We start from the raw sequence: 18,547 nt of genomic DNA, 5'->3' as shown, positions 1-18,547 counted from the left end.
CCTATGTTCAGACCCTACGCCCTTTATGTCGGCCTGCGTTATACCCGCGCCAAGCGCCGTAATCACTTTATCTCCTTCATCTCGCTGACCTCCATGCTGGGGATCGCACTGGGGGTGATGGCATTGATTACCGTACTGTCGGTGATGAACGGTTTTGAAAAGGAGGTGCGCGAGCGGATTCTCGATATGGTCGCGCATCTGACGGTGACCGATTACCGGCGCGGGATCCCCGATTGGCCGGACGTGGCCCGTGCCACCGAATCCAATCCAAAGGTGATCGGCACCGCCCCCTTTGTGGAAGGCGAGGGCATGCTGATCCGGGGCAAGGGGGTCAATGGCGCGCGGATTCGCGGCGTGTTGCCCGACCAGGAGCCGAAGGTGTCGGCGGTCGGCGGCAAGATGGAAGTCGGCCAGTTGTCGGATCTCAGACCCGGGGCGTTTGATGTGATTCTGGGTCGCGATCTGGCCCGGATTCTGGGGGTGGACGTGGGCGACAAGATCACCATGGTCACACCCAGCCTCAACGTGACCCCGGCCGGCATGGCCCCGCGCATGAAACGTTTCGAAGTGGTCGGACTGTTTCATATCGGCATGTATGAGTACGACAGCGCGCTGGCGGTAATTCACATGGAGGATGCCCAGCGCCTGTTCCGAATGGGCAATCGGGTCACCGGCGTCCGGGCCAAACTGGACGATCTGTTCGCGGCACCCCAGGTCCGTTATGAGCTACAGGAGGAGGCCCTCAGCGGGTTTAACGTCCGTGACTGGAGTTCCTATCACGCCAACTGGTTTCGCGCGGTCAAGATCGAAAAGCGGATGATCTTCCTGTTGCTGCTGCTGATCATTGCCGTAGCGGCATTCAACATCGTCTCCACGCTGGTGATGGTGGTCACCGACAAGGAGAGCGACATCGCCATTTTGCGTACCCTCGGCGCTTCGCCGGGACACATCATGCGGATATTTATGGTCCAGGGCACGGTGATCGGGGTGATCGGCACCCTGCTGGGCACGATCCTGGGGGTCAGTCTGGCGCTCAATCTGGATGTGGTGGTGCCCTGGCTGGAAGGCCTGTTCGGGATCCAGTTCCTGGATCCGGGGGTCTATTACATCAGTGAACTGCCCTCGGATCTGCACTGGGATGATGTCGGGATGATCACTACGGTGTCGTTCCTGCTCGGCATCCTCGCCACCCTTTACCCGGCCTGGCGCGCCAGCCGGACCCAGCCGGCGGAGGCCCTGCGTTATGAGTGATCCGATTCTGGCCTGCCGCAACCTGACCAAGGTGTTCCGCGAGGGCAGCCGCGAGGTGGCCGTGCTCAAGGGCGTGGATCTGGCCGTCGCCCGGGGCGAGCAGGTGGCCATCGTCGGCGCCTCGGGCTCCGGCAAGAGCACGTTGCTGCATCTGCTGGGGGGACTGGATCTGCCCAGCGCCGGCGAGGTGGAGGTTAACGGCGAGAATATGGCCAAACTGGATGACGCCCGACGGGGACAACTGCGCAACCGCGATCTGGGCTTTGTCTATCAGTTTCACCATCTGTTGCCCGAATTTACCGCGCTGGAGAACGTGGCCATGCCGTTGCTGATCCGCGGTCTCAGTACCGCGGACGCGAGTGAACAGGCGGCGGCGATGCTCAGCGAGGTCGGCCTGGGCGATCGCCTGCGCCATAAACCCAATGCCCTCTCCGGTGGCGAGCGCCAGCGGGCGGCCATCGCCCGGGCACTGGTGACCCGCCCCAAATGCATTCTGGCCGACGAACCCACCGGCAACCTGGACAGTCAGACCGCCGAGCAGGTTTATCAGCGGATGCTGGAACTGAATACCGCGCTGGGGACCAGCTTTGTGGTGGTAACCCACGACACGGCCTTTGCCGAGCGCATGGACCGGGTGATGCATCTCAAAGACGGCATTCTTGAATTATAATAAAAACAGTGTCTTATAGAATAAACTTGATGTTGACTTAAAGTTATTTGTCAACATTGTTCGCGTCCTGATCCCGGCGTCTCAGGGAGAAGCGCAGCCTGCGATCGCGCAGATAATTGCGCAGCCGCAGACGCCAGAGCAGCCGGATCACGCCATAGCCCAGCGCCGCACTCACCAGACCCACCACGAAACTGCCAAGCAACAGCGGTTGCCAGATCACCCCCAGCTCACTGCTGAACCACTCCCAGGAGGGGGCGAACTGCACGGCCCGGATCGGCGTGCCCAAAAACCAGGTGCCGACCTTGTAACTGAAGAAAAAGATCGGCCCCATGGTAAAGGGGTTGGTGATCCAGACCAGGGCGACGGCGAGGGGCAGGTTGCAGCGCACGATGATGGCCGCTGCCGCGGCCAGCAGCATCTGGAACGGCACCGGCACAAAGGCGATAAACAGCCCCACGGCAAAGGCGCTGGAGACGGAGCGACGGTTCAGGTGCAGCAGATTCGGATCGTGGAGCAGATTGCCGAACACCCGGTTTAACTGGACATGGTTGCGGATCTTGTCGTGATCCGGCATATATTTTCTTATAAACTTGCGTGGCATGTCTGGCGATTCAGGGAACGTTGTCAGCCGGGCTATTATCCAGTAATTGTATTACAAGCGATAACCTTTTATGCGATCAGGGACGATAGCATTTCTTCTGGGCATTCTCTGCCTGCAATGGTTCAGTGTTCTGCCGGCGCCGGGCTGGATCGGCCTGTTGCTGCTGTCGATCCCCGCCGCCCTGTGGTTGCCGCTGCCCTGGCGTCTGCTCGGCTGGGGCGTGAGCGGTTTTCTCTGGTGTCTGTGGAGCGCCCATCACATTCTTGGCGTCAGCCTGCCGCCCGAGCTTGAGGGCCGGGATATTCAGGTGGAAGGGCATGTCGCCGGTTTGCCCGAATTTTTCGAACGCCGCACCCGGTTTGAATTCGTGGTGAGCCAGCTGTGGGTGGATGGCGAGCGACGCCAGTGGCCGGCGCGGATCCGCCTCAGCTGGTATGGCCGGACCCCGCCGGCCCTGGAGGCCGGTGACGCGTGGCGCCTGCAGGTGCGGCTCAAGCGGCCGCACGGATTTCGTAATCCCGGCGGGTTTGATTACGAGCGCTGGCTGTTTGCCCAACGCCTGCGGGCCACCGGCTATGTGCGTCATGAGTCCGTCGCACTCGAGCAGCCCGTGCCGTTGCGTTATCGGCTTGATCGTTATCGACAGCGGTTGAGCGAACGGTTGCAGAGCGCGTTGCAGGGACCGGCCGAAGGGCTGTTTCTGGCGCTGACCGTCGGCGATCGCCGGGCCATCGAGACGGACACCTGGGAGGTGCTGCGGGTGACCGGTACGGCCCATCTGCTGGCGATCTCGGGCATGCATATCGGGCTGCTGGCCGCGCTGGTGTTCTGGCTGGCCCGCCGGCTCTGGCCGCTGGCCGGCGAGCGGGCGTTGCTCTGGCTTGCGGCGCCGCGGGCGGCGGCGTTGCTGGCCACCCTGGCGGCCACGTTTTATGCCGCGCTGGCCGGGTTCGCCATTCCCACCCAGCGGGCGTTGATCATGTTGCTGGTGGTGATGCTGGCGTTGTGGCGGATGCGTCCATTACCGCCGGGCCGCACCCTGGCCTGGGCCGCCTTGCTGGTGTTGTTACTCGATCCGCTGGCGGTCCTCTCGGCGGGGTTCTGGCTCTCGTTTGCCGCGGTGGCGCTGATTCTGTATGCCCTGGGCGGACGCCGGGAACGGCTGGCCCGACCCTGGCAGTGGTTGCGCATCCAGGGCTGGATCAGCCTGGGCCTGGCTCCCTTATTAATACTCTGGTTCCAGCAGGTATCGCTGATCGCCCCGCTGGCGAACCTGGTGGCGATTCCCCTGGTGAGCCTGCTGGTGGTGCCGCTGGCCCTGCTGGCAGTGATCGGACTGCTGCTGGCTCCGGGCCTCGCCGAGGGACTGATCGGGGTGGTGAGCGGGTTGCTGGCGGGGTTGCTCGAGCTGTTGACGGCGCTGGCCGCCTGGCCGGGCTCCCACTGGCAAAGCGGGGTGGTCAGCGGCATCGCGATCCTGCTGCTGGCGCTGGGTCTCATCGTGTTACTGGCCCCGCGCGGCCTGCCGGGGCGCTATCTCGCCCCGTTGTTGTGTCTGCCACTGTTGCTGGGCGCCTTTGCCCGGCCCCCGCCGGGGCAGGCATGGCTGACCCTGCTGGATGTGGGCCAGGGCCTGGCGGCGACGGTGCAGACCCGTTCCCGGCTGCTGGTATTCGATACCGGGCCCCGTTACAGCGCGCGGTTTGATACCGGCGCGGCGGTGGTGGTGCCATATCTGCGCCAGGCGGGCTATCGGCGGATCGACCGGCTGGTGATCAGTCACGGCGACAATGATCACATCGGCGGCCTGGCGTCGGTGCGTCAGGCCCTGCCGGTCGGGCGGATCGATACCAGCGTCCCGGCGGCGATCGAGGGCGAGGGCGTGCATTCCTGCCGGGCCGGGCAGCAATGGCGCTGGGACGGGGTTCATTTTGCGTTTCTGGGGCCGGTGGCGGACAGCCGCGCCGGCAATGACGCCTCCTGCGTGCTGCGGATCGAGGCGGGCGGCCAGGTGGCGCTGCTCAGCGGGGATATTGAACAGGCCTCGGAGCGTGCCCTGGTGCGCCGGCAACGCAGCAAACTGGCGGCCCGGATCCTGGTGGCGCCGCATCACGGCAGCCTGACCTCTTCAAGTCCGGCGTTTGTCACCGCGGTCGACCCCGACTATGTGCTGTACCCGGTCGGTTATCGCAACCGCTACCGCTTTCCGCGCCCGCCGGTGGTCGAACGCTATGCCCGGCGGGGCGCGCGCCAGTACCGGGTGGATGAAGAAGGGGCCCTGCGCTTTGTGCTGGGGGAGCCAGACGGGCCGCGCAAACGGTTCAGTTATCGTCACGCCAGTCGTCGCTACTGGCACGATCCGGGTGGTGGTGAGCGAGAGTCGAAGGAGTGATCGGGGCGGCATGGGCGCGATCACGGCGATCAGCATCGGTGGTTTAATTTCGTCCCGAGTGACCCCCGCACTTTCAGGGGTGGCCGGTCTTTGTTAAAGTTAGCCGCAGTTTTTACATCTCCTTGTTTATCATCAAAAAGGACGTGCTACGTGTTTGAAATGATCCAGGCGGGCGGCTGGTTGATGCTGCCGATTCTATTGTGTTCCGTTATTGCGTTGGCCATCGTCGGCGAGCGTTTCTGGACCCTGCAACAAACGCGTATAGCGCCGAACTATCTGGTCGCGCAAGTCTGGCAGTGGTACAAAAACCAGTCACTCGACGAAACTCAGCTCCAATCCCTGTCACGTAATTCACCTCTGGGTCGGATTCTGGCAGCCGGACTGGTCAATCGCCAGCATCCGCGCGATATCATGAAAGAGAGTATCGAGGAGACCGGTCGTCAGGTGGTACTGGAGCTGGAACGCTATCTCAATACGCTGGGGACCATCGCCTCGATCACCCCGTTGCTGGGTTTGCTCGGTACCGTCATCGGCATGATCAAGGTGTTCGCCGCGATTACCACCGAAGGTGTGGGTAACCCGTCGGTACTGGCCGGCGGAATTTCCGAAGCATTGATCACAACCGCGGCCGGCCTGTCGGTTGCCATACCCAGTCTGATTTTCTACCGCTATTTTCGCGGCAAGGTCGAAATCCTGGTCCTGAAAATGGAAGAGGAGGCGATGAAAGTCGTTGATGTCATGCATGGCGATCGGGAAACCGGTCAGGATACCGCGGCATGATACTGCGTCACGATCGCAACAAGGAACCGGAACTGAATATCACTCCATTGATCGATGTGGTATTTCTGCTGCTGATCTTTTTTATGGTATCCACCACCTTTGAGAAAGAGTCGGAGATCAGCATCGAGTTACCCGAAGCGGCGGGTGAAAAAAGCGAGGACGAACGCTTTACTATTGAGGTTACTATCGACGGTGAAGGTCATTACTTTATTAATGAAAAACGGACCCGCGATGAACAACTGTCAACTTTGAAAAAAGCGTTGCGGGACGTGCGTGCCGATCACGAAGATCCCCGGCTGATACTCAGTGCCGATCGTAATACACCACATCAGGCCGTGATTCGGGCCATGGATGCGGCGCGCCAGATAGGGCTGGTGAATCTCACCTTCGCCACCAAACAGAACGAAGAGAAGTAGCCGCTGATGCGTTCGTCACCCGGTGACAGTGCCGATGGTTATGTGATTTATCGTCGGCTGCTTAGGCATGCCTTCCCGTACTGGAAAGTCTTTTTGCTCGCCGTGTTCGGTATGGTGATATTCTCCCTGAGTCAGGGGGCCTTCGCCAAGCTGATCGAACCGATGGTTGACGGCAGTTTTGTCGACAAGGATCCGGCGATGATCAAATGGATACCGATCCTGATGATTATCGTCTTTGCCATACGCACAATTGGCAGCTTTTTATCGGAATACGGTATGGCCTGGATCGCCCGCAGTGTCATCCAGAATCTGCGCAGCATGGTCTTCAACAAGTTGCTCTGCCTGCCCATCGGCTATTATGAAACAACCTCGTCCGGCGGCCTGTTGTCGAAGATGGTATATGATATCGAACAACTGGCGGATGCCGCATCGACAGTCGTAACTACCCTGATCCGTGACTCTCTGACCATAATCGTCCTGCTCGTTGTTATGATGTATCTGAGCGCCACGCTGACCCTGATCTTGCTGGTGGCTATACCGGTGATTGCCGTGGCCGTGGTGTTGGTCAGCAAACGTTTTCGTAAGCTCAGTCATCGAATCCAGCGCTCCATGGGTGATGTTTCCAATGTTACCGAGGAGACCATCGAAGCTAATCGTGAAATCAAGATTTTCGGCGGCCAGGAATACGAGACCGAACGATTTGAAAAGGTTAATGCCTACAACCGCCGCCAGCATCTCAAGCTGGTCGCAACCAATGCCATCAGCTCCCCGCTTATTCAACAAATTGTGGTAACGGCGTTTGCCGGGATTGTCTATATTGCCACCAAGCCGGGATTCCTTGACGAGATGACCGTTGGTAAATTTATGTCCTTTATGTTGTCAATGATTCTGTTATTGCAACATGCCAAGCGTCTGACCACCATTAATGCCAAGTTGCAGCGCGGTATCGCTGCCGCCTACAGTGTGTTCACTTTTGTGGACAGTGAACCCGAACCGGACAGGGGCACCCGCGAACTGACACACGTGGAGGGAAGGGTGCAATATCAATCGGTGACCTTCAGCTATGAGGGCATGGAAAACGAGCCGGTGCTGTCCGATATCGAACTGACAATTGAGCCGGGCGAGAGCGTCGCCTTTGTCGGCCGCTCCGGTGCGGGTAAATCCACTTTGGTCAGTCTGTTACCCCGGTTTTATGAAATCAAACAGGGCCGGATTTTAATTGACGACGTTGATATTAAGGATGTCACCCTAACCAGCTTGCGCAGTCAAATAGCTCTGGTTAGCCAGCAAGTCACACTTTTCAATGATACGATTGCCCATAATATCGCCTATGGCGCACTGGAACATGCGGATGAGACCGCGATCCGTGAAGCGGCCGAGGCGGCCTATGCCCTGGACTTTATCGAGCGATTGCCCGAGGGGTTTGATACCGTGGTGGGCGAGAACGGCGTACTGCTTTCCGGTGGACAACGTCAACGACTGGCGATTGCCCGGGCCATACTTAAAAATGCACCTATACTGATTCTGGATGAGGCGACTTCGGCGCTGGACACCGAATCAGAACGTTATATCCAGGGTGCTATCGAGCATCTTATGGAGGATCGTACCACACTGGTGATTGCTCATCGGCTGTCAACCATCGAGAGGGTCGACAAGATTGTGGTACTGGAAGCCGGACGGATTGTGGAAGTCGGCCGGCACGATGAACTGCTTGCCAAAAACGGACAGTACGCCAGTCTCCATGGCATACAATTCAGCACCACTTGATAAATAAACGGACTCAATACGTGTTGCAACAGAAACTGCAAGTCATTTGGGAAAAACGCTCGCTATGGGCGAGTTTGTTATTGCCCTTGAGCGGGCTGTTTTGTCTGGTGGTGGGATTGCGTCGTTATGCTTATCGCAAGGGGTTCCTGTCCCGGACACGGATGCCGGTTCCGGTGATTGTGGTCGGTAATATTACGACCGGCGGTACAGGCAAGACACCACTGGTGATTGCGGTGATTAGTATCCTCAAGCAGGCCGGCTTTAAACCGGGGGTTATCAGCCGCGGCTATGGCGGCAAGGCCAGCTCCTGGCCGCAACAGGTTCGTCCGGACGCGGATCCGGTGATAGTCGGTGATGAGCCAGTGATTATTTCCCGTCGCACCGGCTGTCCCATGGCGGTTGGACCCGACCGGGTCGAGGCAGCCCATTCGTTGCTGGCGCATCATGACTGCGATATTTTGATCAGTGACGACGGGCTTCAGCATTATGCCCTGGAAAGGGAAGTCGAAGTGGTGGTGGTTGACGGTGTGCGCCGTTTTGGCAACGGCTGGTGCCTGCCGGCCGGTCCGTTACGCGAGCCGGTATCGCGCTTGAACGAGGCCGATCTGATTGTGACCAACAGTGTCCCGGTGGGTGATGAATATCCCATGGATTACGTTGGACGCCAGTGGGTGAATGTTAAGGATAACAGCCGCACCGCCGAGATGGCGCAGTTTGCCGGCCAACGCATCCACGCTATTGCCGGGGTTGGCAATCCGCAACGTTTTTTTAATATGTTACGTTCTGAGGGGTTGGATGTTATCGAACATACCTACCCGGATCATCATGTGTTCCGGTCCGATGATTTTGATTTTGAGGAACGACAGCCGATTCTGATGACCGAGAAAGACGCGGTTAAATGTGAAAGACTGGAACTTGATGATGCCTGGTATGTGCCGATTCAGGCAACTATTGAGAAAAAATTTCATTACCATCTTTTAAATGTACTGGAGGCCAAACGTGGACACAAAACTGCTTGATATCCTGGCCTGTCCGGTTTGCAAGGGCACGCTGGTTTACAACAAGGAAAATCAGGAACTCATCTGCAAGCTGGATCGTCTTGCTTACCCGATACGTGATGATATTCCGGTTATGCTGGAAGACGAAGCACGGCAATTGAGCCCTGACGAAGAAGTTGAGTAATGTCTCCGGCAATCAAGCCCGGAGTGAAGCTCATGAACCACTGTAGTGTCTGTGATAAACAGCGCTTGTAGGACGGAAATACGTTAGATAGTGATTCTGTCGTGGATCAGGGGAGCTCGAGCGCCAGATACTGAGGGTGAAATTCGTATTTGTCGCGTGTCAGCACCGGGACCGTGAACGTCTCCTGTACCCGGCGATTGCCTTCGCCGTGTTGATTGGATTGTACGGGTTTGTTCGGGTTGCAGCTTTGCAGCACGATGGCGGGTCCGTCATCCAGAACCTCGATAATCTGACATGGAATGCCCTGGTGTACGACATGCAACCCGATCATGCCGCGCAGCTGTTGCAGGGTGATTCTGAGTTCACTCATTTTGTTTTATACCGCTTGTTGTGTTTGTTCGGATTAATGCAGAGCTCATGCCGCGTAGTCTTTGAGTCGCACCGGCTGACGTTTGGCGCCCCAGTTCCCCGGCCGGGATTCAAATACGCCGGCACAGGCGGTGCCGCACTGGTTACATTTACCGTCGGCAGTCAGATTCCATTCGCCCAGAACATACCAGTCACGGCCAATCAGTTTGTTTCCGCAATGATGGCAATAGGTGCTGCCGCCGGTTTCATCATGAACATTACCCGTATAGACATAACGCAGCCCGTTTTGCATGGCAATGTTGCGAGCCCGCGTCAGGGTGGCGGTCGGGGTTGGCGGGATGTCCATCATCTTGAAATCGGGATGAAAGGCGCTGAAGTGCAGCGGCACATCCGGTCCCAGTTCGTCGACAATCCACTGGCTCATTGACTCAATTTCCTTGTCCGAGTCGTTTTTATCGGGAATCAGCAGGGTAGTCAGTTCCATCCAGACATCGGTTTCGTGTTTGAGATATTTAATAGTATCCAGTACCGGCTCCAGGTGACCGCCGGTCAGTTTGTAATAAAAGTTCTCGGTAAAAGCTTTGAGATCGACATTGGCCGCGTCCATATGTTGATAGAATTCGACTCGCGGCTCCGGCGTGACATAACCGGCCGTCACTGCCACCGATTTAATGTCCCTCTCATGACAGGCTTTGGCCACGTCGATGGCATATTCGTGGAAAATGACCGGATCATTATAGGTATAGGCGACACTGCGACAGCCGAGCTGCTCCGCGGCGCTGGCGATCAGTTCCGGGGAAGCCTCATCAGCCAGGGTATCGATCTCGCGGGATTTACTGATATCCCAGTTCTGGCAGAACTTGCAGGCCAGATTGCAGCCGGCGGTGCCGAATGACAATACCGGTGTGCCGGGCAGGTAATGGTTCAGCGGTTTTTTCTCGATGGGATCGATGCAGTAGCCGCTGGAACGCCCGTAGGTGGTCAGCATGATCTGGTCGTCGATATTCTGGCGGACAAAACAGAGCCCGCGCTGCCCTTCGTGCAGCTTGCAAAAGCGCGGACAGAGATCGCACTGGATGCGACCATCATCGAGTTTGTGCCAGTAGCGGGTAGGGACGGTATCTTGCATGGTATTCGGCGACGGCTTCCAAAGAGTGATAGTTACAATATAGGGTGTCTCAGCCTGAATTCAAATACAGCCGGCAATCCGGCGAGTTTCGGGAACGGCCGGATTGCCAACGGCCGCCGGGAATCTGCTAAAATCGCGACTCAGTTTTTCAGGTGCTTGAAAAAAATGGAAAAAGTCAGTGTGTTGTTTGTCTGTCTGGGCAATATCTGCCGCTCGCCGACCGCCGAGGGGGTTTTTCGTCATCTGCTGCGCCAGGAGGGGCTGGACGGACAGATTGTGACCGATTCGGCCGGGACCCATGCCTATCATGTCGGATCGCCGCCGGATCAGCGCGCCCAGGAGACCGCCCGCGGTCGCGGAATCGATCTCGGGGATCTGCGCGGCCGCAAGGCGCTGGCTGACGATTTCGAGAAGTTCGATTATGTGCTGGCGATGGACCGTGAGAACTACCACAATCTGGCGAAGATCTGCCCGCCCGAACATCGCGATAAATTGCACATGTTTCTCGATTTCGCCCCGCAGCTGAACGAATCCGAGGTGCCGGATCCCTATTACGGCGGGCCGAAAGGATTCGATCGGGTCTTCGATATGGTGGAAGCCGCCTCGCGCGGGTTGCTCGCGGACATTCGCCAGCGCCATCTCGGGTGAAAACATAAAGATATTCACCACGAAGACACGAAGGCACGAAGAAAAACCAAATCAATTGAAAACACTTCGTGTCATCGAGCCTTCGTGGTGATATTTTATAAAAGACAGGAAAGCAGACGCTCCTGCCGATGCGGAAAATGTCAGGTAGCACTGCGCTCAACCTGACCTATGCCTCTGCGAACCTTTTAGGAACAGATATAGATATTTAACCACGAAGGCAGGAAGGGACGAAGAAAACAAATCGCTTGAAAACAAACACTTCGTGTCTTCGAGCCTTCGTGGTGAGGCTTTTAAATCAGGCAGGATAGCAACGCGTCTTCGACTTTGTCCCAGTCCGGATCACCCTGCATGATGATTTCAATCCGGTTTTGCGGCGGAGTTTCCCGGGGGCTGACCTGCATGTCGCCCTCGATGCTGTTGAACAGATAATCGCCCTGATCCGTTCTTAGCGAGGCCTTGATGCGCTCTGCGCTCATGGCTGTAAGCAGGCTGTTGATTTTCGGGTAATCGAAGCGCAGCTGCTCGGCAAACAGCCAGCCACAACCGGCAAACTCGCCGCTGCGGTTCTCCAGCCGCCGCCAGGACTCGCCCGCCTCAAGTTGAACGGTCTCGATTTGCGTGCCGGCCTCCGGCGCTGCGCGGGCGTGTACCAGGGAGCGGCCGCTATCTTGCCGACGGGCATGGGGCAGATCCAGCCAGGCGAGTTGCAGTTGTCCGTGTGAAACCTGGCCACTGGCGCCGGGCTGGCGGGTCTCGACCAGTTGAGCGAAGGCGGCCAGCTGCGCATCATCACACTGGTCCACCTTGTTGGCCACCAGCACATCCGCGATATCAAGCTGTTCACGGTAGTATTCATTCTCACGGTAACGGGGATTATCCAGATGCCGGGGATCGATCAGGGTAATACAGGCGCGCATAGCGAGCGTCTGATCAAAGGGCGGTTGGGTCAGTTGCTTGATAATCTGTTTCGGGTGACCGATGCCGGTTGGTTCGATCAACAGACGATCAGGCCGTGAGTTGGCCAGCAGGGCATTGATCCCGACCTGGACCGAAACACCGGCGGCGCAACACATGCAGCCGCCGGGTAACTCCTTGATCGCCACCCCGTCCTGTTCCAGTATCTGTCCGTCGATGCCGATCTGACCGAATTCGTTTACCAGCACGGCCCAGCGCTCTGTTGCCGGTTTGTGCTTGAGCAGATGCAGGACCGCCGTGGTCTTGCCGACCCCGAGAAAGCCGGTAATGACATTGGTGGGAATATGCCGGATTAATTCAACCATAAAAGTCTCAGACAATAAGTCGCTTGCGGGTCAGCACCACGGCGAAATAATACCCGATGAGGGTATAGCCGGCCAGAACCCCAAGGTGGAGTAATGGATGCTCCACCGGATTGCCGGCGATCAGTGGTCGGGTCAGTTCCACCGCATGGGTTAACGGCAGGAGATAGACGATGGACTGCATCACCTCGGGCAGGGTCGAGATGGGATAGAAGACCCCGCACATTATAAACATCGGCGTAACAGCCAGCACGAAGTAGTAATTGAAAAAGTCATAGCCGGGCGAGAGCGCGCTCATGATAATGGCCGGTCCGGCGAAACAGAGTCCGGTTAGAAACACCACCGGAATGGCCCACAGGGCGTGCCAGCTGTGCACCGCACCCAGCAGGGCGGCGACCAGCAAAATGGCAATGCCGCTGAACACACTCTTGGTGCCACACCAGAGCATTTCACCGGCCAGAATGTCATCGATATCCAGAGGCGTGGTCAGGATCGCTTCATAGGTGTTTTGCGGCACCATGCGGGTGTAGACCGAGTACATCCCTTCAAACGAGGCGGTGGTCATGGCGGTGGAGGCGATGATGCCGGAGGCAAGAAAGGTCAGATAGGGCATGTTGGCCATCTCGCCGATGAAAAAGCCGAGCCCGAACCCCAGGCCCAGCAGATAGAGCGCCGGTTCACCGAAGTTCATGACGATCGCCGGACCGATTAGCTTGCGCCAGACCAGGATGTTGCGCCGCCAGATGGTCAGCGCGCTGCGCCGGATAATCGGTAACTGCCAGTTCATCGCGTTCATGTATCGCGCAACTCCCGGCCGGTCAGCTTGAGAAACACGTCTTCGAGATCCGCCGGACGATGCAGGAAGATGAGATCCTGCTGGTTCTGGAGATGATCCAGCAGAGGGCGCGGATTATGGGCATAACAATAGTGTGAGCGGCCGATGTGTTCGATCCGGCAGAGTTGCTCGAGCTCACTGCTGTCGGGCAGCTCGCCGCTGATCTCGATCACTTCCGGTTCCACATGGCGTTTGATCAATTGTGCCGGGCTGCCCTGGTCCAGAATCAGCCCGTGATCCATCACCACCAGCTCGTCACACAACCGTTCTGCCTCTTCCATGTAATGGGTGGTGAGCACCAGAGTGGTACCGCGATCGCGCAGCTCACTCAGTTTGGCCCAGATGACATGCCGCGCCTGGGGATCCAGACCGGTGGTCGGTTCATCCAGAATGACCAGCTCGGGGTCGTTGATCAGGGCCCGGGCGATGGTCAGTCGCCGCTTCATGCCGCCGGAGAGATGCTCGGTTTTGGCATCGGCGCGTTCGCTCAGGGCGGCGAATTCGAGCAGTCTGTCGATCCGGCTTTCGATTTCGCGTCGGGGAAGTGCAAAATAGCTGGCATAGATCTGCAGATTTTCACGCACCGTAAAGTCGGGGTCCAGATTGTCCTGTTGTGGCACCACCCCGATACGCCGACGAATCTCGCGCGCCTGTTGCTGAATATCCAGATCAAAAACGGTTAGTTGACCGCCGGTGGCCGGCGACAAACCCAGCAGAATGCGCAGGATAGTGGTTTTGCCGGCGCCGTTGGGACCGAGAAAACCGAAACACTTGCCGCGCGGAATAGTGAAGCTGACATCCTTCACCGCGGTAAATCGGGCAAAATGTTTTTCCAGGTGCCGTGCCTGAACGATGGGCTGCATCTCAGTTTCGCTGCGGGTTGTAGTCAATGGCATTGATATAATAGGTCACGCTGCCGCCCGGGGTCTCGACCCGGACTTCATCATCGACTGCCTTTTTCAGCAGTGCCCGTGCCAGGGGCGAGTCGATACTGATATCGCCCTGATCCGGCGCCAGCTCGTCGGGTCCGACAATACGGTATTCTACCGTTTCTCCGTTGTCGCTCTCCAGCGTTACCCGGGCACCGAAAAAGATCTGTTGCGGATTGGAGGGAGCATCCGGGGCAATGGTCAGTTCCGGAAGGCGTTTTTGCAAATAGCGGATACGCCGGTCGATTCCGCCCAGTTCCTTTTTACGATAAATGTATTCGGCGTTCTCGGAGCGATCCCCTTCGGCGGCCGCCGCGGCCAGCGCCTGGGTCACTTCTGCGCGCCGATCCCACAGGCGGCGCATCTCCTGCTGCAGCCGATCGTACCCCTCCCGGGTAATATAGGGTGAGGCTTTGGGTTGGGGAGGGCGGTAACGTCCCATCTATATCAAGTTCCGAGTTCCGAGTTCTAAGTTCCAAGTACTAAGTACTAAGCACCAAGTTCTAAGTTCTAAGTTCTAAGCACTAAGCACTAAGCACTAAGTACTAAGTACTAAGTACTAAGTACTAAGTACTAAGTACTAAGTACTAAGTACTAATGATGACGGGCCTGTCTGGAGGACAGGCCGGTTTTTCGTGAACCTGCATTAAGTTTCAGGTTGGTGTTGAATTCGGGCTCGCCTTTCATGCCGCAGGTGGTGTAATCCGCGTACAGGGCGTCATACAGTTGCTGTTCGTCGAGGTCGAACAGTTCCCGCGCGCCCTGGTAGATCAGGCGAAACAGTCGGGGCAGGGCGATCTTGTGGGTCTGCCCGGTGGTGGCGTATAACCAGTCCGACAGCCGGAGAAACCGATCGAAAGGCGCCTTGTCGAGCAGCAACGGGCGGGTCCGGTTGAACCGCCCCGAGTTGCCGATCATGTCCCAGTAGCGGGCAAAGCGGCTCAGCCGTTGCATGGTGGCAAAGTCGATATCCCGGGTACTGAGAATATTGTACGGCGGCGCGGGATTAAAGCGCAGTTGATAGTTGTCGATGTGACGAATAATGGGCGCGCCGCGCAGCCGTTTGAGTATGCCGACCTGGATTTCATGCGGATTGAGTTCAATCAGTCGATCAAAACCCCGGGCGATACTCGCCACATCTTCACCGGGCAGGCCCAGGATCAGATCCGTATGCAGGTGCGCGGGAGTCTGCTCGCGCAGAAAGCGGATATTCGCCTCGGCCTTGTCATCATTCTGGCGGCGACTGATGCGTTCCTGTACCTCGGGATTGAACGTCTGGATACCAATCTCGAATTGCAGTGTTCCGGGCGGGAATTGCTGAATCATGGTTTTCAGTTGCTCGGGGAGATGATCCGGAATCAGTTCAAAATGCAAAAACAGCCCGTCGTTGACTCGTGCCAGGAAGAATTCCATGATCTTCAGGCTGCTGGCCACCTTGAGATTGAAGGTGCGATCGATGAACTTGAAATGCCGGGCACCGCGTTGATAGAGATCGTCCATGTGGGCAAGAAATTGGTCCAGATCGAACGGCCAGGCGGTTTTATCCAGTGCCGAGAGACAGAATTCACACTTGAACGGGCAGCCGCGCGAGGCCTCGACATAGATGAAGCGGTTGCGGATATCCTCGTCGGTATAATAGGGGTAGGGGAAGGCCAGATCCGCCAGTTTGAACGGTTCCGGCTGCAGGACCTTCTCCTCCACCGTTTCGCCATCCAGCAGGCGGTGACAGAGTCCGGCAAAAGCCCGATCCCCCTGGCCGCTGACTATATGATCCACCTCGTCATAAAAAGGCAGGGTGGTCTGTTCATAGCTGACCTCCGGCCCGCCGACAATAATGATGAGATCGGGACGCACCCGACGCAGGATGGCGATCAGCTCCCGGCTTTGCGCAATATTCCAGATATAAACACCCAGGCCGATGATTTTCGGATTATCCGCCAGCAGCTGCTCGGCAATCTCGATGGGGCGCTGATTGATAATGAACTCCCGGATCCGGGCACGGGGTTGCAGCTCGCCAAGATTGGCGTACAAATAGCGCAATCCCAGCGAGCTGTGAAAATAGCGGGCATTGAGTGTGCAAAGGGTGATATCAGTCATGCCCGGTCTCTTGCGCTTTGCGTTGACGTTTGTGTAGCGCCTTGTTGATGGCGCGCGAGGCGGCGATCATGCCGAACGTGGCGGTGACAAAGACCGCCGAACCGTAACCGAAGCGGCAATCCAGGTTAACGCCGTGAATCCCCGGCTTTTGATGACTCACGCTACCGTCCTCTTTGGGGTAGAGTTTATGCTGCGAGGAGAACACACATTCGACGCCGAAACCGCGCCTGGGGTTCTTGCTGAAACCGAAACGGGAGCGCAGATTGTTGCGCACTTTGGCGGCGAGGGCATCGTTGTAGGTTTTGCTCAGATCCGCGACATGGATCAGATTCGGGTCAGTGACGCCACCGGCACCGCCGGTGGTGATAATCGGCAGTTTGTTGCGTCGGCAGTGGGCAATCATCTCGGTCTTGAATTTGATACTGTCGATGGCGTCGATAACGTAATCATAGTTTTTTTCAGGTGAAAGATAGTCGCGCAGATTGTCGCTGTTGATAAAATCATCGATCACATCGACCTGGCAATCGGGATTGATGTCCCGGATCCGCCGGGCCATGACCGTGGATTTTTTCTCGCCGAGGGTGTCATTCAATGCCGGCAGTTGCCGGTTGATGTTGCTGGCGGCCACCGTATCGTAATCGATCAGGGTCAGTGTGCCGACACCGGTGCGCGCCAGCGCTTCCACGGCCCAGGAGCCGACCCCGCCCAGCCCGACCACGGCAATGTGCAGTTGCGCCAGCCAGGGATAGAGTTGCTCGCCATACAGGCGGCGCAGGCCGCCGAAGCGTTCATCATAGTCGTCGTGGGTCATGGCTCAGTGCAATCCGAGCACGGCTTCGGCATTGGCGGTGGTTTGTCGCGCCACCTCGGTGGGATCGGCATTGCGCACCTCGGCCAATGCCGCCAGGCATTCGGGCAGGTATTCGGGACTGTTGCGTTCACCGCGATGGGAGGCGACCGTCATGTCCGGCGCGTCGGTCTCCAGTACGATCGCCTCCAGGGGCAACTCACGGGCCAGTTTGCGCAGTTTGTTGGAGCGCTCGTAGGTGAGCATGCCGCCGAACCCCAGTTTGAAGCCCAGTTCGATATATTGATGCGCCTGTTGCAGGCTGCCGTTGAAGGCGTGGGCGATACCGCCCCGGACCGGGATCTCACGCAGGGCCTTGAGGATCCGATCGTGGGCCTTGCGGCAATGCAGCAATACCGGCAGCTCGGTATGCCGGGCGAAGTCCAGCTGGGCGCGCAACAGGGATTCCTGGTTTTGCGCGTCCGGGTTCTCAATATAGTAGTCCAGCCCGATTTCGCCGACGGCAAGGGGCCGGCTCTCCTCCAGCAAGCTGGCCAGTTGATCCAGATGTGCCGGTTTGTGCGCCTCGAGATACATGGGATGCATGCCCAGCGCCGGATAGAGACCGGCGTGTGTCTCGCACAGCGCCAGCAGTCGGGACCAGCTCTCGGCAGTTACGCCTGGGACCACAATCCGCCGCACACCCGCCTGTTCGCAGCGGGCAAGGACCTGCGCGCGATCGCTCTCGAAGCGGCTGTCATCGAGATGGCAATGGGTGTCGATTAAATCCATTTGGCTATTCTAGCGGCTCAGCGGGTCGAGTGTAAATAACTGAAACAAAAGGGTTTTTGAGGTGTTCGAGGTAAATTCTCGCGCCCCGGTCCGGCCCGGCCCCCTGGAAACCTGCACATGAATCCCTATAATGGTGTATAACCGAGTTCTATACTCAAGTAAACCGCAAGGAGGTAAGTGATGTCGACAGGTACATTCAAACCCAAAGCCGATCCGTTGAATCGGCCGGATGACGCCACCGGCTTCCGTATCGGCTGGAAGTACAAGACCAAATTCGAACGGGGCCATTTTGACGATGAGATGACCTACGGCGAAGCCAAGAAAAAGGCCGAGGAGTTAGCCGCCAAGGAACCGGAAAAAACCTTCTGGCCGGAAATCATGTACGAATAAATCGCTTCGCAAACCGGGCGCCTGCCCGGTTTTTTGTTTACCCTATTCGCTGTTTTAGCCGACCCCTCCCTCTTCCAAGTGTATCGCGCCCGCCTTGTTCATCGGGCTCCCGCAAACCTGGCAGCGAGCCGTCCTTTTATCCCTGTCCCGGAGCAAACCCGATGGATAAAACATCGAACAACTTTTTTTATCGAAACGATTCTGCTATAGATTGAAAAGATTATGTGTTCTATGC

The 18,547-nt window shown here is 57.6% G+C and carries 20 protein-coding genes; 10 read left to right on the top strand and 10 right to left on the bottom strand.

Annotation, left to right across the window (positions count from 1 at the left end; translation table 11 throughout):
- The first annotated feature begins 3 nt into the window (after positions 1 to 3).
- On the top strand, positions 4 to 1,251 hold the full coding sequence (locus EDC23_RS06535) for a lipoprotein-releasing ABC transporter permease subunit (RefSeq protein ID WP_134082227.1): 1,248 nt from the start codon (positions 4 to 6) through the stop codon (positions 1,249 to 1,251).
- Positions 1,244 to 1,921, top strand: coding sequence for a lipoprotein-releasing ABC transporter ATP-binding protein LolD (gene lolD, locus EDC23_RS06530; RefSeq protein WP_134082226.1), 678 nt, complete (start codon positions 1,244 to 1,246; stop codon positions 1,919 to 1,921). The genes EDC23_RS06535 and lolD overlap by 8 nt, the downstream gene beginning before the upstream one ends.
- A gap of 43 nt (positions 1,922 to 1,964) precedes the next feature.
- On the opposite strand, the gene EDC23_RS06525 is transcribed toward lolD, so the two are convergent.
- Positions 1,965 to 2,522: a DUF2062 domain-containing protein gene (locus EDC23_RS06525; protein WP_134082224.1), complete on the bottom strand. Its 558-nt coding sequence runs from the start codon at positions 2,520 to 2,522 to the stop codon at positions 1,965 to 1,967.
- A gap of 70 nt (positions 2,523 to 2,592) precedes the next feature.
- On the opposite strand from EDC23_RS06525, the gene EDC23_RS06520 reads away from it, so the two are divergent.
- The 6 genes from EDC23_RS06520 (at position 2,593) to EDC23_RS06495 (ending at position 9,059) form a co-directional block, all read left to right on the top strand.
- Entirely contained in the window at positions 2,593 to 4,914 is a 2,322-nt protein-coding gene (locus tag EDC23_RS06520) for a DNA internalization-related competence protein ComEC/Rec2 (RefSeq protein WP_134082223.1), read from the top strand.
- A 150-nt stretch (positions 4,915 to 5,064) separates the two neighbouring features.
- On the top strand, positions 5,065 to 5,694 hold the full coding sequence (locus tag EDC23_RS06515) for a MotA/TolQ/ExbB proton channel family protein (RefSeq protein WP_208321297.1): 630 nt from the start codon (positions 5,065 to 5,067) through the stop codon (positions 5,692 to 5,694).
- Positions 5,691 to 6,110, top strand: coding sequence for an ExbD/TolR family protein (locus tag EDC23_RS06510; protein ID WP_134082222.1), 420 nt, complete (start codon positions 5,691 to 5,693; stop codon positions 6,108 to 6,110). The genes EDC23_RS06515 and EDC23_RS06510 overlap by 4 nt, the downstream gene beginning before the upstream one ends.
- Before the next feature lie 6 nt (positions 6,111 to 6,116).
- On the top strand, positions 6,117 to 7,877 hold the full coding sequence (gene msbA / locus EDC23_RS06505) for a lipid A export permease/ATP-binding protein MsbA (RefSeq protein ID WP_134082221.1): 1,761 nt from the start codon (positions 6,117 to 6,119) through the stop codon (positions 7,875 to 7,877).
- A gap of 20 nt (positions 7,878 to 7,897) precedes the next feature.
- Positions 7,898 to 8,896, top strand: coding sequence for a tetraacyldisaccharide 4'-kinase (lpxK, locus tag EDC23_RS06500; RefSeq protein WP_134082220.1), 999 nt, complete (start codon positions 7,898 to 7,900; stop codon positions 8,894 to 8,896).
- The gene (locus EDC23_RS06495) at positions 8,877 to 9,059 is read left to right on the top strand and encodes a Trm112 family protein (RefSeq protein WP_134082219.1); all 183 of its coding nucleotides are present in this window, start codon (positions 8,877 to 8,879) and stop codon (positions 9,057 to 9,059) included. The genes lpxK and EDC23_RS06495 overlap by 20 nt, the downstream gene beginning before the upstream one ends.
- A gap of 106 nt (positions 9,060 to 9,165) precedes the next feature.
- Here EDC23_RS06495 and EDC23_RS06490 read toward each other — a convergent pair whose 3' ends face one another.
- Together EDC23_RS06490 and amrS are read right to left on the bottom strand one after the other, a co-directional pair.
- Positions 9,166 to 9,429: a hypothetical protein gene (locus EDC23_RS06490; protein ID WP_134082218.1), complete on the bottom strand. Its 264-nt coding sequence runs from the start codon at positions 9,427 to 9,429 to the stop codon at positions 9,166 to 9,168.
- 45 nt (positions 9,430 to 9,474) lie between these two features.
- A complete protein-coding gene (gene amrS / locus EDC23_RS06485; protein ID WP_134082217.1) occupies positions 9,475 to 10,557 on the bottom strand; it encodes an AmmeMemoRadiSam system radical SAM enzyme in 1,083 nt (360 codons plus the stop codon).
- 156 nt (positions 10,558 to 10,713) lie between these two features.
- Here amrS and EDC23_RS06480 point away from each other — a divergent pair, with 156 nt between their 5' ends.
- Complete coding sequence (locus EDC23_RS06480; RefSeq protein WP_399359074.1) at positions 10,714 to 11,205, top strand: low molecular weight protein-tyrosine-phosphatase; 492 nt, start codon at positions 10,714 to 10,716, stop codon at positions 11,203 to 11,205.
- Between the two features lie 290 nt (positions 11,206 to 11,495).
- Here EDC23_RS06480 and EDC23_RS06475 read toward each other — a convergent pair whose 3' ends face one another.
- The 7 genes from EDC23_RS06475 to EDC23_RS06445 form a co-directional block, all read right to left on the bottom strand.
- The gene (locus EDC23_RS06475) at positions 11,496 to 12,485 is read right to left on the bottom strand and encodes a CobW family GTP-binding protein (RefSeq protein ID WP_134082214.1); all 990 of its coding nucleotides are present in this window, start codon (positions 12,483 to 12,485) and stop codon (positions 11,496 to 11,498) included.
- 7 nt (positions 12,486 to 12,492) lie between these two features.
- On the bottom strand, positions 12,493 to 13,278 hold the full coding sequence (locus EDC23_RS06470) for an ABC transporter permease (protein ID WP_208321296.1): 786 nt from the start codon (positions 13,276 to 13,278) through the stop codon (positions 12,493 to 12,495).
- Positions 13,275 to 14,180 carry an ATP-binding cassette domain-containing protein gene (locus tag EDC23_RS06465; protein WP_134082213.1) on the bottom strand — a complete coding sequence of 302 codons (906 nt, stop codon included), beginning with the start codon at positions 14,178 to 14,180 and terminating at the stop codon, positions 13,275 to 13,277. The genes EDC23_RS06470 and EDC23_RS06465 overlap by 4 nt, the downstream gene beginning before the upstream one ends.
- A gap of 1 nt (position 14,181) precedes the next feature.
- Positions 14,182 to 14,688, bottom strand: coding sequence for a transcription elongation factor GreB (gene greB / locus EDC23_RS06460; RefSeq protein WP_134082212.1), 507 nt, complete (start codon positions 14,686 to 14,688; stop codon positions 14,182 to 14,184).
- Positions 14,689 to 14,840: 152 nt separating this feature from the next.
- Positions 14,841 to 16,343 (bottom strand): B12-binding domain-containing radical SAM protein, encoded by a 1,503-nt coding sequence (locus tag EDC23_RS06455; RefSeq protein ID WP_134082211.1) that lies wholly within the window; start codon positions 16,341 to 16,343, stop codon positions 14,841 to 14,843.
- Positions 16,336 to 17,154, bottom strand: coding sequence for a tRNA cyclic N6-threonylcarbamoyladenosine(37) synthase TcdA (tcdA, locus tag EDC23_RS06450; protein ID WP_134082209.1), 819 nt, complete (start codon positions 17,152 to 17,154; stop codon positions 16,336 to 16,338). The genes EDC23_RS06455 and tcdA overlap by 8 nt, the downstream gene beginning before the upstream one ends.
- A 3-nt stretch (positions 17,155 to 17,157) precedes the next feature.
- Positions 17,158 to 17,922 (bottom strand): TatD family hydrolase, encoded by a 765-nt coding sequence (locus tag EDC23_RS06445; protein WP_134082208.1) that lies wholly within the window; start codon positions 17,920 to 17,922, stop codon positions 17,158 to 17,160.
- A 180-nt stretch (positions 17,923 to 18,102) separates the two neighbouring features.
- Between EDC23_RS06445 and EDC23_RS06440 the strand changes: the two genes are divergently transcribed.
- Positions 18,103 to 18,312: a hypothetical protein gene (locus tag EDC23_RS06440; RefSeq protein ID WP_134082207.1), complete on the top strand. Its 210-nt coding sequence runs from the start codon at positions 18,103 to 18,105 to the stop codon at positions 18,310 to 18,312.
- Positions 18,313 to 18,547: the final 235 nt, after the last annotated feature.

It is taken from the genome of Thiohalophilus thiocyanatoxydans (genome assembly GCF_004366735.1).
GTDB lineage: Bacteria > Pseudomonadota > Gammaproteobacteria > UBA6429 > Thiohalophilaceae > Thiohalophilus > Thiohalophilus thiocyanatoxydans.
Note: the sequence above shows the minus strand (reverse complement) of the source record. Positions and strands in the feature narration are given on the sequence as shown.